The following is a 13703-nucleotide window of genomic DNA, read 5'->3' on the forward strand; positions in this document are numbered from 1 at the left end:
GTTCGCGCAAGATCGCTTGCAACCGACGGGTGCATGCGGAGATCCAGTTCACCGACCCGGTCCGTGACTACGAGCACATCGAGGCCCGCTTCCGCGAAGAGGAGTGGAGCTTCGACAGGCTGTCCACAGAGAAGTACCTGGTGAGCATCCCGGTGTACAGCGCCGCAGTCGCCGCTCTCGACGTCGCACGCGGCAAGGTCCTCGACTTCGGAGAGAGCGTGGCAACGCTCGAACTCCTCTCCCTGCGATCTCAGAGCCGACCGCCGTCGGCGCGATTCGTCTATCGGTCGAAGCGGACGCGGAAGGAGAGCGTCTCTCGGATGCTCGCCACGCCTCCACGATTTGGCGCGGCGCCGAGGCAGGTTCCGGCCCCGGTATGGGAGGTCCGCGGTGAGTTCGAACTGCCGCCTCGCCTTCTCGATGATCTCGAACCTCGATTCACCCCACACTACGCGGGCGGTGAGCTGGAGCTGCGCGAGGTCGCCTCACCGCCTGACCGCCCAGCTGCGGCGGAGGAGGTTCAGGGGTGGAAGAGCGTGCTTGACTCGACCTGGCTGTTCGTCGTGCTCTCAGCTCTCGTGGTGGTCTCCCTAGGGTTGGGGCCGGTCGAGACCGTGCCCTGGTGGGTGAGAGGTCTGCTCTATCTCGTGAGCACCGTTCTCGGAGTCGTCGCCGGACGGGGAGTCGCGAGGAACGTCTCCGGAAAGCTCGCAAAGATCGGGACCGTCCTGCTCCTGCTGCTCGCGATGGTGATGGTCGGGGCTGTGTTCTGGGCGCTGTACCTCGGGAACGACGGATATCCGTGGACGCAGATGCTGGTCGCGGTGGCTCTATTCGGAGTCGCCCGGGGGATCTTTCACCTGGTTGTCCTGCGCCCGCGCGTCCGGGTGATGCTCAGCCTGTCTGTCGCGACGGCGCTCGTCGCCGTGAGCTTCGGCGTGGCCCGCTTCATGCTCTCCGGCATAGGCAGCGATTTCGGTGTGCCGGTCTCCATGGTCGCCGTGCCCGATTGGGTCGGCCCGGCCGCGGGCCTCCTGCTCCTCGCTCATCTCCTCGTCGGCGTGATCCTCGCCGGAGCGCTCTGGGGGTGGGTCGAGTACTTCGGCATCTCCACCGCGTTCAGGACTGCCCCCGACTTTCTGGGGATGCTCGGGGGCATGTTGTTCTTTGTGATGCTTCTGGGGGCGTTCCTTGCTGGTCTGAGGACCTGGGAGATTCAGTACCGGGAATGGCTGAGCGGGTTCTCAGAGGGGACCACCCCGTCCGTTACCGCGGATTTCATGTACCGAGCGTGCGTCTCCGAGTTGCCGACCACTCAGGGGAGCGGGAAGCCGACGTCGCTTGCGACCGACCATCCCCTCGTGGTGATCGAGGGGACGGACGGTCCGGGCTGGGTCTGGGACGCGACCGCATCGGCAACGCAGTCTTCGACGGCGACGATCCCGATCGCCACCGACTCCCTCGAGCTTGCTCGGGTCAACGACGACGTGACCGAGTGCGCGGCCCCGTGAGCGGCTGACCCGCGTGGCCGCCCGACCTCAGCGCGTCCCGAGCCTTTGGCGGGCCGTGCGGCCTCGGGAGGCGACCGGCACCGCGCCGACCATCTTCGCCAGGCCCACGGCCGCGCCGTTGCCGTAGAAGGTCTCGATCCGGTCCACCGGCACCGCGTAGGTCTCGTGCCAGATCCCGACCGCGCCGGGGTGCTTGCGGGCCGCGACGTTGAACGCCTTCCACGCCGGCAGGTGCGCGAGCGAGCCCATGCGCGCGTACTCGTAGAGATGCTCGGTGCTCTTCCAGTACTGCACCACCCACGGGCCCGATGGGCCGATCATCGCCTCGGCGCCGAGGAAGCCCAGGTCCTTGCCCTCGCCGCGCTCATGGGCGGCCTTCGCCCGGCCGAGCTCGGCGAGCATCCGCGGCATCGCGGTGAAGACCGGACCCCACAGATCGGGCCGCCACGGCTTGCGCACGGTCATGCCGATCTGAAAGACGACCAGCTCGTCGAGCCCGTCGAGCGGGGCGTGGGTGAGGTTCGGGGGCCGACGGGCAGAGTCAGCGGCGGAGCCGGACGAGGCGTCGCGGGACGAGGCGTCGAGGGGGTCCTGCGGGGTCGCGTCGTGGAGCATGACGTGTGCCTCCCGGCTGATGGTGACTTCCAAACTGGAAAGTGTTACTTTCCAACAGTGGATGCGGGCTGCCGGGCCGTCAAGGGGGACGGTGTCACGGTCTGTGGCATCGTCGGCATGGCGCGAGGGGATACCCCGCCCTGGCTGGGTGGCGCACGGGGCGCGACGCGGAGGACACGATGGCCGACGTCGCGGGATATCGTGCGAGGGCGCGGTCCCGGATCGGGACCGCGAGGCACGAGCAGGACCACGGTGAGGAGCGCGGCGCTATGAGGATCTCCGAGCTCTCCGCGCGCACGGACGTCGCCGTCGGCACGATCAAGTACTACCTGCGTGAGGGTCTCGTGCCGCCGGGGCGCTCCACCTCGCGCACCACCGCCGAGTACGACGAGACGCACGTGGAGCGGATCCGCCTGGTCAGGGCCCTGATCCAGACGGGCGGGCTCGGCCTCGCCGCGGTGCGCCGCGTCATCGAAGTGGTCGACGGACCCGCCCCCGAGCGCCTGGACCTGCTGGCCGTCGCGCAGCAGGCGCTGCTCGGCGAGCCGGAGAAGGGCGGACCAGCGGAGGGCGAGCCCGCTAAGAAGAGTGGGCCTGCTGAGGAGCGCGGGCGTGCTGAGGCGGGCGAGCCTGCGGAGCAGGAGCCGGTGGCGGGCTACCGGATCCGGCACGGCCTGCCCCCGTCGGCCGACGTGCCGGGCACGCCCGATCCGGGCAGTCGCGCCGCCGCCTGGCTCGCCGAGCACGGCTGGGCGACCTGGCCGGACGACCGCCTCGCCGCCCGGCTCGAGAGCGCCTGGCTGGCCTGTGACCAGGCCGGGATTTCCGTGGACGAGGCGATGATGCACGCCTACGCCGATGGGATGGAGCAGATCGCCCGCATCGACGTCGACTCGGTGCCGCGGGAGGCCGAGGACGCGGTGCGGCGCGTGGTCGTCGGCACCGTCATGATCGAGCAGGTGCTCTCTGCGCTGCGCCTGCTCGCCCAGCGCCAGGTGTCCTGGCAGCTGCTCGGCCCGGAGCTGCCGGGCATCCCCGGGGGGCCGGCTGTGCCCGAGACACGCCGCGCTCCCGAGGTGCCGGATGCCCCCGAGTCGCCGGATACCCCCTAGATGCCGGGGCGGGAATGACCGGCTCCGTGAACTCCGCGCGCGGCCCGGTGCGCCGCACGATGCCTCGCCCGATGGGCTGCCCGGCCCACACACTGACTCACCCCCGCCGATTCATCGCCGCACGAGGTACTCCATGAGCGAGACGCCGCTTGCGAAGTTCTGCGTGCGCACGAGGTCCAGGCGCATCGGGGCGTAGTCGCCCGGGGCGAACAGGGGCACGCCGTTGCCGAACAGCAGCGGCTGGCGCTTGAGGATCAGGCGGTCGATCTCGCCGCGCAGCTGCGTGGCCAGCTGCGCTCCGCCGCACAGCCAGATGTCCTTGCCGCCGCGGTGGCGCAGCTCCCGCACCACCTCCACCGGATCCTCGGCCGTGACCCGCAGGTTCTCCGCCTCCGGGAGGTCACGATGGGTGAACACGATCTGCTCGAGGTGGGAGTAGGGGTTCGGGGCGCCCGGCAGACCGACCCCGTGGGTGTTCGCGCCCATCAGCACCGTGGAGAAGCGACCGATGTGCTGGTCGAGGCCGAGCTGCGCGGCGCCCGCGGTGGGGACGGCGTCCGGGAACTCCGCGAACTGCGCGTCCATGTGGTCGCCCTCGTAGAGGAAGTCCCCGATCTGGTGCTCAGGCCCGGCGATGTACCCGTCCAGGGGCACCGCCACGTAGTACACGAGCTCGCGCATGGGAGCCTCCCGGCTGTGCTGACGCCGCCGCACGGAACGCGGTGGCTCGTGCCGTCGACGCTAGTGGTGTCCCGGGCTGGTGTCGCGCGAATACTCCGGCCACGCGTGGCCGTCCACTCACCTCGACTTGCCGCGTGGGGGAGACTCGTGGGAATTCGCGTGCCATTCCGCCATGTCCTTCCCGCATGCTCAGGTGGCCTGGGTCGGAGCGCTCGCCTGCGTGGGAGAGTTGCGGGAATCCAGGCGTGATTCCGACATGTCCTTCCCACGCGCCGAGGCGGGGGCGGGCGCAGCGGGTGCACCCGGGCTCGCGCCCCGCCCTCAGAGCATCCGCGACCGGGTCAGGAACCTCTTCCCGTCGGGGGACTCGAGGCTGAAGCCGCCGCCGCGGCCGTCCACGAGGTCGATGGTGAGGTGGGTGTGGCGCCAGTAGGCGAACTGCTCGCGGCTCATCCAGAAGTCCAGCGGCGAGGTGGTGCCGTCGGGCAGGGGCACCTCGACGTGGCCCATGCGCACGTCGGCGTCGCCGGTGATGAGGTCGCCCTCGGGGTAGCACATGGGGGAGGAGCCGTCGCAGCAGCCGCCGGACTGGTGGAACATCAGCGGACCGTTGCGGTCGATGAGCCGCTGGATCTGGGCGACGGCGGCCTGCGTGAACGCGACGCGGGAGAAGTCCTCGCCCTCGACGGTCGGCTCCATCTCCAGGACGTCGTCCGCACTGGTGGGCTCCGGGAGCGGCGGCGCGGGCGGCTGGCCGGGCTGCGGTGCCGGTGCAGATGGCTGCCCGGGCTGCGCCGCCGGCGGCTGTCCTGGCTGCGGGGCGGGCGTGGCGGATCGCCCGGGCCGAGGGGCGGGGGTGGTGGAGGTGTCGGTCATGATCGTCTCCTTCCGTGCGCTCCCGGCGGTGACGGTCCCGCCGGGCCGCGGCGACGGATGTGTGACATGGGCCACCAAGATAGTCCTCGCGCGCCAGGCATAGGGTGGAGAGCATGGAACATCGCCACCTCGGCCGCTCCGGCCTCAAGATCAGTGAGATCATCTACGGCAACTGGCTCACCCACGCCTCCCAGGTCGAGGACGACCGCGCCCGCGCCTGCGTGCGTGCCGCCCTCGACTCCGGCATCTCCACCTTCGACACCGCGGACACCTACGCCAACACCGCCGCCGAGGTGGTGCTCGGCGAGGCGCTGAAGGGCGAGCGTCGCGAATCGCTCGAGATCCTCACCAAGGTGTACTTCCCCACCGGCCCCAAGGGGCACAACGACACCGGCCTGTCCCGCAAGCACATCCGCGAGTCGATCGACGCCTCGCTGCGCCGCCTGCAGACGGACTACGTGGACCTCTACCAGGCGCACCGCTACGACGACGCCACCCCGCTCGAGGAGACCATGCAGGCGTTCGCCGACGTGGTCCACTCCGGCAAGGCCCTGTACATCGGCGTCTCCGAGTGGAACGCGGACCAGCTGCGCGCCGGGCATTAGCTCGCCCGCGAGCTCGGCATCCAGCTGATCTCCAACCAGCCCCAGTACTCGATGCTGTGGCGTGTGATCGAGGAGCGCGTGGTGCCCACCTCCCGCGAGCTGGGGATCTCCCAGATCGTGTGGTCCCCGGTCGCTCAGGGCATTCTCACGGGCAAGTACAAGCCCGGCACCCCCGCCCCTGAGGGCTCGCGCGCCCGCGACGAGAAGGGCGGCGCCGACATGATCAAGCGCTTCCTGAACGACGAGGTGCTCACCGCGGTGCAGGGGCTGCTCCCGATCGCGGAGGAGCTCGGCCTCACCCCGGCGCAGCTGGCCGTCGCGTGGGTGCTCAGCAACGACAACGTGGCCGGCGCGATCATCGGCGCCTCCCGCCCCGAGCAGGTCACCGAGAACGTCAAGGCTGCGGGGATCACGCTCGATGCCGACGTCAAGGCCCGCATCGACGAGGTGCTCGGCGAGATCCCCGAGACCGACGCGGCGCTGACCCAGTCGCCCGGGGCGCGGCTGAGCTGAGCTGTCGGCCGGAACGATGGTGCAATGACCGAAGGGCCGGTCCGTCGCGATGACGGTCCGGCCCTTCGGCTTTCGCTGCGGTGCGTGTCGAGGGATCAGCTCTTGGTGTCGATCCCCAGCTGCGCGGGCGGCAGCTCCTCGCCGGACTTGCCCTGGAGGGTGTGGCCGTCGGCCCGCATCTCCCAGAACGTGGCGCCCTCGATGCCGAGCTTGCGCGGATCGAACTGCGGGTCCAGGCCTGCCTTCTTCTGTTCGCGGTAGTCCTTGAGCGCCTTCAGGGCGGGGCCCTGGATGACCAGGATGCCGACGATGTTCAGCCAGGCCATCGAGCCCACGCCGATATCGCCCAGGCCCCACGCCGCACCGGCGCTGGTGACTGCTCCGTAGGCCACGGAGACGAGCACCAGGGCCTGCAGCAGGCGGAGCATTCCGCGGGCGAGCACGCGGTTCTTCATCTTGCGGGTGAGGTAGTTGAGGTTCACCTCGGCCATGTAGTAGTAGGCCACGATGGTGGTGAACACGAAGAACCCCAGCGCGACGGCGATGAACGACGGTCCGAGGCCCGGGAAGACCGAGTCGAGGCCGTTCTGCACGAAGCCCGGGCCGGGCTCGACGCTGGTGCTCATCTCGGCGGTGCCGCTGCCGATCACCGGAGAGGTGCCGTCGGCCCACTCCTCGTTCGAGAAGGTGTTGAACATGCCGGTGGAGATGATGATGAACGCGGTCGCCGAGCACACGAACAGGGTGTCGATGTACACCGAGAACGACTGCGCGAAGCCCTGCTTGGCGGGGTGGGACACCTCGGCGGCGGCCGCGGCGTGCGGGCCGGTGCCCTGGCCGGCCTCGTTGGAGTAGATGCCGCGCTGGACGCCCCACTTGATGGCGAGGCCGACGATCGCGCCGAAGATCGGCTGGACGCCGAACGCGCTGGAGAAGATCAGCCCGAACACGCGGGGGATCTCGGTGAAGTTCATGAACAGCACCACGAGCGCGATGATGATGTAGAGGATCGCCATGGCTGGCACCACGAACGCCGCGAAGTGGGCGATACGCTTGACGCCGCCGATGACGATGAAGCCCAGGACGATCACCAGACCGATGGCGGTCACCCAGGTGGGGATGCCCCAGGCGTTGTCGATCGCGGAAGCCATGCCGTTGGCCTGCACGCCCGGCAGGAAGAAGCTCATCGCGAGGATGGTGACGATCGAGAACAGGATCCCGTAGAACAGCGACAGGCCCGGGGCCTTGTGCTTGTAGGCCTTCTCGAAGTAGTACGCCGGACCGCCGCGGTACTCGCCGGTGTCGCGGTCCTTCTCCTTGTAGATCTGGCCGAGGGTGCATTCGATGAACGAGGTGGCTGCGCCGAGGAAGGCGGAGGCCCACATCCAGAACACGGCGCCGGGGCCGCCGAAGGCGATGGCGGTGGCGACGCCACCGATATTGCCCATGCCGACGCGGCCGGCGAGCGACATCATCAGCGACTGGAACGACGAGGTGCCGTCCGGGGAGGTCTCGCCCTTCTTCAGCTGGGCGAGCATGTCGGGGATGTTCCGCACCTGGAGGAGGCCGGTGCGGATGGTGAAGTAGAGGCCGGCGAGAAGGCAGAGCCCGATCAGGGGGATGGACCAGATCAGGTTGTTCGCGCCGTTGATCATTTCGGCGATCATGAGGGCTCCTGGGAATAGGGGAAGCGACGGCACCCTTGGCATCACGTGCAGGGGTGACTGCAGTCACCTCTTAGTGCTGGATGGAGCATACCGGACACCCAGGGCTCTGAGGGTTCTTTCAGCCTCCCGTGGCCGGGTCGTTATGCAACTCGTTTTCCGGGTGCTTGTATTCGTCCAGGTGGAGCTGTCGTGCGGCGCCGAGGGGAGTCGGTGGGAGGGCATCCCGCCGCCCCTTCCGGCGTGTCGTGACCGGAGTCGCTCAGCAGGGGCTCGAAATCGGGGCTGGAGAGCCGTTATACTTATTGCGACCCCTCGTGCGGTGTCATCTTGCTGAACTCCCCCAGGGCTTGACGGCAGCAAGGGCAGGCGAGCTCTGACAGGTGCACGAGGGGTCCTTTCATGCCCGCACACAGGCACGGGGGGTGCCTGTGGGCTGAGCGCCCGACGTGACCAGTTGGTCGCCGTGGACCGCCACGTGGGTGGAGCTGGGTGGGATAGCGGCCGATGTGCCAGCACCGGGGCGGTCGCCCACCGATTCCCCGCCCCTGATTGATCCAGGTCATGGACCGGGTGGGCCGCCGACGCGTTCACTGGCTCGGTCGGCCCCAGCGGGCCGGCCCGGGGAGCCCCAACGAGGTGTTCCTCGGCCGGTTTTTCTGACATCGGGTGATCCAGGCCTCGCGGCGGGCAGCGGTGAGGCGTAGCGTGATGGCGGACACAGTGCGGATGCGGGGGCGGTCGCCCGTGCATCATGAGCGCGGTTCGTGCGTTTCCGGATGGCTGAGTGCCATGCCGGGGCTTTGTGGTATTCGGAAATGCAATAGATTCCCCCTCGCAAATCGTCACGAATCCACACCGATCGCGACATCGGGGGCGACGCTCCGCGTGTCGTCTGAATGAGGTGCCGGGATGCACAGACGCATTCCCAGGTTGATCCACCTCATGGTGCCGTGGCGAACGATCCCCTCGCGTGATCCTGGCCGAAAAGTGCTCCCACCTGGTCGGACAGATCCTTGACGTTCCCTGGGAATCCTGGGTACTCTCGGAAAAGCTGTCGACCGGTATCCGGGCCGCGTCGCACCTCGATAGAACGGATCACTGGTGTGAGTGTCGTTGAGAAAAGTGATCAGCAGAGGAATCGTGCGGAGCTCTCGATCTCCAAGGGATGGGTGCAGGGCGTCGCCCTCGTGCTCATATTCGGCTTCTTCGTGATGGGCGTGCTGGCGTACCGCACGTACACGGATTCCATGCCCCTGCCGCAGCAGGTCGTCAGTGAGGACGGCGAGGTGGTCTACACCCAGGAGGAGATCACCAGCGGTCAGAACATCTTCCTGACACGCGGCATCCAGCAGTACGGGTCGATCGTCGGCCACGGTGCGTACCTGGGCCCGGATTACACCGCCGAGTACCTCCGCCTGAGCACCGAGCACATCCACGAGCAGCTCGAGGCGCAGGGCGTGCAGGAGCCGGCCGCCGCGACCTCCGAGATGCAGCGCACCAACCGGTACGACGAGGCCACCGGCACCCTCGTGCTCACCGACGAGCAGATCAGCGCCTTCGAGGAGATGAAGCAGTACTACGGCGACTTCTTCGGCGATCCCACCACCTCCCAGGGCCTGATCCCCAACGCCATCACCGATGAGCAGGAGATCCACGACCTCACGGCCTTCTACGCCTGGACGGCGTGGGCCAGTGCCGCCGAGCGCCCCGGCCTGGACTACTCGTACACCAACAACTGGCCGGCCGAGCCGCGGGTCGACAACCACCCCACGGCCGACATCCTGGTGTGGTCGGCGATCTCCCTGGTGGCGCTGCTGGGCGGCCTGGGCATCCTCTTCGCGATCTTCGGCCGCTGGAGCAGCAAGCTGGGCTGGAAGGGCAACGACACCACCGCCCTGAAGTTCCTCCAGCCCGGCGAGGTGGGCATCACCAAGGCCCAGAAGTCCACCGCCTGGTTCTTCCTGGTGGTCTCGCTGCTGTTCCTGATCCAGGCCACCGTCGGTGCCTCCGTGGAGCACTACCGGGTGGAGCTGCAGGGCTTCTTCGGCTTCGACCTGGCGCAGATCTTCCCGTTCAACCTGGCACGCACCTGGCACGTGCAACTGTCCCTGCTGTGGACGGCGGCCTCGTTCCTGGCCGCGGCCATCTTCCTGGCCCCGATCATCGCGGGCCGTGAGCCCAAGGGGCAGCACTACCTGTCCTACGGCCTGCTGGGCGCTCTGGCGCTGGTGGTCGTGGGCATGTTCGGCGGCACCGCCATCAGCATCTACGGCCCCGAGTGGGCCAAGGGCTCCCCGTTCCTCTCCCAACAGTGGGAGTACCTGGACCTGCCCCGCTTCTTCCAGATACTGCTGGTGATCGGGCTGTTCCTGTGGTTCCTGATCATCTTCCGGGCGATCCGCTCGCGCCTGCGCACAGAGTCGAAGTTCAACATGCCCTGGCTGTTCGCCTACGCGGCGCTGGCCATCCCCGCCTTCTACGCGGTGGGCCTGCTGGCCAACAACGAGACCCACCTGACCGTCGCCGAGTTCTGGCGCTTCTGGGTGGTGCACCTGTGGGTGGAGGACTTCCTGGAGCTGTTCACCACCGTGATGGTGGCCTACCTGTTCGTGATGCTGGGCGTGGTGCGCCGCCGCATTGCCATCCAGATCATCCTGCTGGACGTCATCCTGTACTCCGCCGGCGGCGTCATCGGCACCATGCACCACCTGTACTTCTCCGGCACCCCGGTGGAGCACATGGCCCTCGGAGCGGTGTTCTCCGCCCTGGAGGTCATCCCGCTGACCTTCCTGACCGTCGAGGCCTGGACCTTCCTGCAGCTCGGCGCCCGCCAGGAGTCCCGCTCCAGCGCCCCGTTCCCGCACCGCTGGGCGGTCATGTTCCTGGTGGCCGTGGGCTTCTGGAACTTCCTGGGCGCCGGCGTGTTCGGCTTCCTGGTGAACCTGCCGATCGTCTCCTACTACCAGATCGGCACCTCACTGACCGCCAATCATGCGCACGGCTCGATGATGGGCGTGTACGGGATGATGGCCGTGGGCCTGGCCCTGTTCGCGCTGCGGTACATCATCAAGCCGAGCAAGTGGCCCGAGAAGCTGGCCAAGATCTCCTTCTGGTCGCTCAACATCGGCCTGGCCTGGATGATGTTCGCGACGCTGCTGCCGCTGGGCGTGCTGCAGCTGTGGGCGTCGGTCAACCAGGGCTACTTCGAGGCGCGCACCCTGGGCTACCTCACCCAGCCCGGCAACCTGGCGCTGGAATGGATGCGCATGCCCGGCGACGTCGTGTTCCTGATCGGCGGCATCCTCCCGTTCGTGTACATCGCCTGGCTGGGCGTGCGGCACGGCATCAGGGCCACCGTCACCCGCATGGAGCCGGAGACCCTGTTCGTCGAGGAGCACCCGGAGGCCCGCGAGGATCGTACGGGCGACGCCACCGTGGGTGCCGCAGCGGCCACCGCCGGCGCCGCCGGGCAGCTGGGCAACGTGCCGCCCAGCCGTACCCGGTACGCCTCGGATCGTCGACGCGACGACGGTGAGGGGCCGGCCTCGTGAACGAGCTGATGGGTGCCATCGAGCTGCCGGTGCTGCTGGCCGGCGGGTACGCCGTCGTGCTGGTGCTGGTGGCCTACGGGATCGACCTGCTCGCCAAGCGCGCGCACGTCGCCAACGACGAGCAGCAGACCCAGGGCTTCGTGTACCACGAGGACCACGACGCCTGGCTGTGCCCGGAGGATCAATGGCTGTGGCCGCAGTCCTTCGACCCGGACAACCGCGTGATGCGGTACCGGGGCAGCCCCCTGGTGTGCAACTCGTGCCCCGTCAAGGACTCCTGCACCACCTCCGACGACGGCCGCGAGGTGGGCCGCACGGTCGATGCCTGGCCCTCCTCGGAGTCGGCCCGGTTCCATCGCGGCATCGCCTGCGCGGTCTCCGTCCTGGCCGTCGTGTTCCCCCTGGTCACCGCGTTCACGGTGCAGAACTGGATCAGCCAGGTGGTGCTGATGGGGATCGCAGTGGTGGTGGCCCTGGCCGGGCTGCCGCTGTGGTCGCACCTGCGCCACTCCCCGGTGGATCCCGACGGCGTGCTGTTCAAGTCCCTCGACGACAACCTCGAGGAGCGCGCGGTGGCCGCTGAGGCCCTCCAGCGCCGCCGCACCAGCTACGCCTCGGACCGTCGGTCCGACGTCGACGCCCCCGTCCCCCTGGTGCTCGGACGCACCCGCTACGCCTCAGAACGGAAGAAGGCCCAAGAGAATGTCTAGTATGCCCGGCTACGTGATCATCCTGATCGTGGTGGTGGTCCTGCTGCTCGTGCTGCTGGCCGCCTCGCTGAAGGTGGTGCGCGAGTACGAGCGGCTGGTGGTGTTCCGCCTGGGTCGCCTGCGCGGACCGCTCGGCCCGGGCCTGGTGATCATGCTGCCGTTCCTGGATCGCTCCGTGCGGGTGGACCAGCGCGTGGTCACCCTGACCATCCCGCCGCAGGAGGTCATCACCCGCGACAACGTCACCGCTCGCGTCAACGCCGTGGTGATGTTCAAGGTGGCCGATCCGGTGCGCTCGGTGATGTCGGTGGAGAACCACGCGGTGGCCACCTCCCAGTTCGCCCAGACCACCCTGCGCTCCGTGGTGGGTCGCGCCGACCTGGACACCCTGCTCGCCCACCGCGCCGATCTCAACGAGGACCTCTACCAGTCGATCGCCCAGCAGGCCGTGCCGTGGGGCGTGGACGTGGTGGTGGTGGAGATCAAGGACGTGGAGATCCCCGAGATGATGCAGCGCGCCATGGCCCGCCAGGCCGAGGCCGAGCGTGAACGCCGCGCCAAGGTGATCAGCGCCCACGGCGAGCTCGAGGCCTCCGAGGAGCTGCGCGACGCGGCCCTCACCCTCAGCGAGGCCCCCGCCTCCCTGCAGCTGCGCTACCTGCAGACCCTGCTCGAGCTGGGAGCGGACCAGAACTCCACGGTGGTGTTCCCGCTGCCGATGGACATCGTCGGCCCCCTGATGGGAGCCCTGAACCAGCTCGCGCCCGACGAGAGCGAGACCCGCCGGGATTCCACCCCCACCCGTACCCAGTCCGACACGCACGGACTGGCCGTCGTCGACGACCGCGCAGAAGGACGATCACGATGAATGACACCGCACCCACCACCGCACCCCGAGCCGTGGACGACGACGCCCCGGTGCCGCCCGGGCGGCCCATCCGCCTGGAGCCCACTCCACCCGGCCTGTGGCGGGTGCTGCTCGGGGTGGTGGTCGCGCTGCTGGCGCCGTTCTTCGGCATCCTCATCGGCAGCGGCATCGGCTCTGCCGAGGGCGGCAACCGGATGGACCCCCTGTACTGGGGCTTCTTCATCGGCGGACTGATCGGTGCGCTGGGCCTGGTGGCAGCGGGCCTCGGTGCGATGGCGCTGATCCGCCACGCGCGGGCCAAGGGCTACGCCGAGGATGCCGAGGCGCACTGATGAGCACCTCCGAGCTGCAGGCACCGGGCGTCGCCGCGCCGAGCGGATCCACCGCGTCACCGGCCGACGCGCACTTCCGCTCCGACGGCGCCGCGGACCGCGCGATGCGTCGCCTGCTGGGGATCAAGGGCCGTGACCTGCGGTCCGGCGAGGGCGCGCACACGGCGTTCCGCATCTCCGTGGTGATCTCCGCGCTGCGCTGCGTCATCACCTACGTGGCGATCCCGGTGCTGATCCCTATCCTGAGCCTGGCCGGCTGGGTCGCGGCACCGGTGGGGATCGCCCTGTGCGTGATCGCTGCGATCAACGGCGTGATCAGCGTGCGCCGCTTCTGGCGCGCCGACCACCGCCACCGCTGGACCTACACCGCCTTCATCGGGGTGGTCTTCGTGATCCTCACGATCTCGACGATCACCGAACTGGGACGACTAGGAGTGATCTGATGAGCACCGTCCACGACACGAACCCTGAGACCGCCGGCGCCCCCGCCCCCGCCCCGCAGCCGATCGACGGCTGGGTGCCCGAGGAGCGCGAGCCCACCGCCGCCGAGAACAACTTCATGAGCTTCGCGCTGTTCGGCTTCCTGATCCTGTTCGGAGTGGGCTGCTTCATCGTGTTCTGAGCCGCCGGCCGGATCCTCGACCTTCGAGGGCCGGGGGTCG

Annotated in this window: 12 protein-coding genes, 1 other RNA gene and 1 pseudogene; 10 read left to right on the plus strand and 4 right to left on the minus strand. The window is 68.8% G+C overall.

Translation table 11 applies throughout. From position 1 onward, the window contains the following. Positions 1 to 1511, plus strand: a 1511-nt coding sequence (locus tag HNR70_RS00005; protein ID WP_221421052.1) for an ABC transporter permease, incomplete at its 5' end; no start/stop codon positions are given. Between the two features lie 27 nt (positions 1512 to 1538). Here HNR70_RS00005 and HNR70_RS00010 read toward each other — a convergent pair. After that, a complete protein-coding gene (locus HNR70_RS00010; RefSeq protein ID WP_246375095.1) occupies positions 1539 to 2159 on the minus strand; it encodes a DUF4188 domain-containing protein in 621 nt (206 codons plus the stop codon). Positions 2160 to 2395: 236 nt separating this feature from the next. Here HNR70_RS00010 and HNR70_RS15670 point away from each other — a divergent pair, with 236 nt between their 5' ends. Then, positions 2396 to 3238 carry a MerR family transcriptional regulator gene (locus HNR70_RS15670; protein WP_184323856.1) on the plus strand — a complete coding sequence of 281 codons (843 nt, stop codon included), beginning with the start codon at positions 2396 to 2398 and terminating at the stop codon, positions 3236 to 3238. 111 nt (positions 3239 to 3349) lie between these two features. Here the strand turns inward: HNR70_RS15670 and HNR70_RS00020 are convergent, their stop codons facing one another. Together HNR70_RS00020 and HNR70_RS00025 are read right to left on the minus strand one after the other, a co-directional pair. Then, positions 3350 to 3919, minus strand: coding sequence for a dihydrofolate reductase family protein (locus HNR70_RS00020; RefSeq protein ID WP_184323857.1), 570 nt, complete (start codon positions 3917 to 3919; stop codon positions 3350 to 3352). A gap of 321 nt (positions 3920 to 4240) precedes the next feature. Beyond that, positions 4241 to 4618 (minus strand): DUF779 domain-containing protein, encoded by a 378-nt coding sequence (locus tag HNR70_RS00025; protein ID WP_184326450.1) that lies wholly within the window; start codon positions 4616 to 4618, stop codon positions 4241 to 4243. Positions 4619 to 4908: 290 nt separating this feature from the next. Here HNR70_RS00025 and HNR70_RS00030 point away from each other — a divergent pair. Further along, positions 4909 to 5913 (plus strand): annotated as a pseudogene (locus HNR70_RS00030) (aldo/keto reductase family protein). Positions 5914 to 6008: 95 nt separating this feature from the next. On the opposite strand, the gene HNR70_RS00035 reads toward HNR70_RS00030, so the two are convergent. Then, positions 6009 to 7580, minus strand: coding sequence for an alanine/glycine:cation symporter family protein (locus HNR70_RS00035; RefSeq protein ID WP_184323858.1), 1572 nt, complete (start codon positions 7578 to 7580; stop codon positions 6009 to 6011). Positions 7581 to 7883: 303 nt separating this feature from the next. Between HNR70_RS00035 and ffs the strand changes: the two genes are divergently transcribed. The 7 genes from ffs to HNR70_RS00070 all read left to right on the plus strand — a co-directional run bounded on the left by ffs (position 7884) and on the right by HNR70_RS00070 (position 13663). Then, positions 7884 to 7980, plus strand: an RNA gene (gene ffs, locus HNR70_RS00040) — signal recognition particle sRNA small type. Positions 7981 to 8683: 703 nt separating this feature from the next. Further along, positions 8684 to 11131, plus strand: coding sequence for a nitric-oxide reductase large subunit (locus HNR70_RS00045; protein WP_184323859.1), 2448 nt, complete (start codon positions 8684 to 8686; stop codon positions 11129 to 11131). Then, positions 11128 to 11841 (plus strand): hypothetical protein, encoded by a 714-nt coding sequence (locus tag HNR70_RS00050; RefSeq protein ID WP_312857518.1) that lies wholly within the window; start codon positions 11128 to 11130, stop codon positions 11839 to 11841. Before HNR70_RS00045 ends, HNR70_RS00050 begins: the two co-directional genes overlap by 4 nt. 1 nt (position 11842) lies before the next feature. Next, a complete protein-coding gene (locus HNR70_RS00055; protein ID WP_184323860.1) occupies positions 11843 to 12709 on the plus strand; it encodes a slipin family protein in 867 nt (288 codons plus the stop codon). Further along, on the plus strand, positions 12706 to 13041 hold the full coding sequence (locus HNR70_RS00060) for a hypothetical protein (RefSeq protein WP_184323861.1): 336 nt from the start codon (positions 12706 to 12708) through the stop codon (positions 13039 to 13041). The genes HNR70_RS00055 and HNR70_RS00060 overlap by 4 nt, the downstream gene beginning before the upstream one ends. After that, positions 13041 to 13484, plus strand: a complete 444-nt coding sequence (locus tag HNR70_RS00065) for a hypothetical protein (RefSeq protein ID WP_184323862.1) — start codon at positions 13041 to 13043, stop codon at positions 13482 to 13484. Before HNR70_RS00060 ends, HNR70_RS00065 begins: the two co-directional genes overlap by 1 nt. Continuing rightward, on the plus strand, positions 13484 to 13663 hold the full coding sequence (locus HNR70_RS00070; protein WP_184323863.1) for a hypothetical protein: 180 nt from the start codon (positions 13484 to 13486) through the stop codon (positions 13661 to 13663). Before HNR70_RS00065 ends, HNR70_RS00070 begins: the two co-directional genes overlap by 1 nt. Positions 13664 to 13703: the final 40 nt, after the last annotated feature.

The sequence above is a fragment of the Brachybacterium aquaticum genome, assembly GCF_014204755.1.
GTDB classification, from domain to species: domain Bacteria; phylum Actinomycetota; class Actinomycetes; order Actinomycetales; family Dermabacteraceae; genus Brachybacterium; species Brachybacterium aquaticum.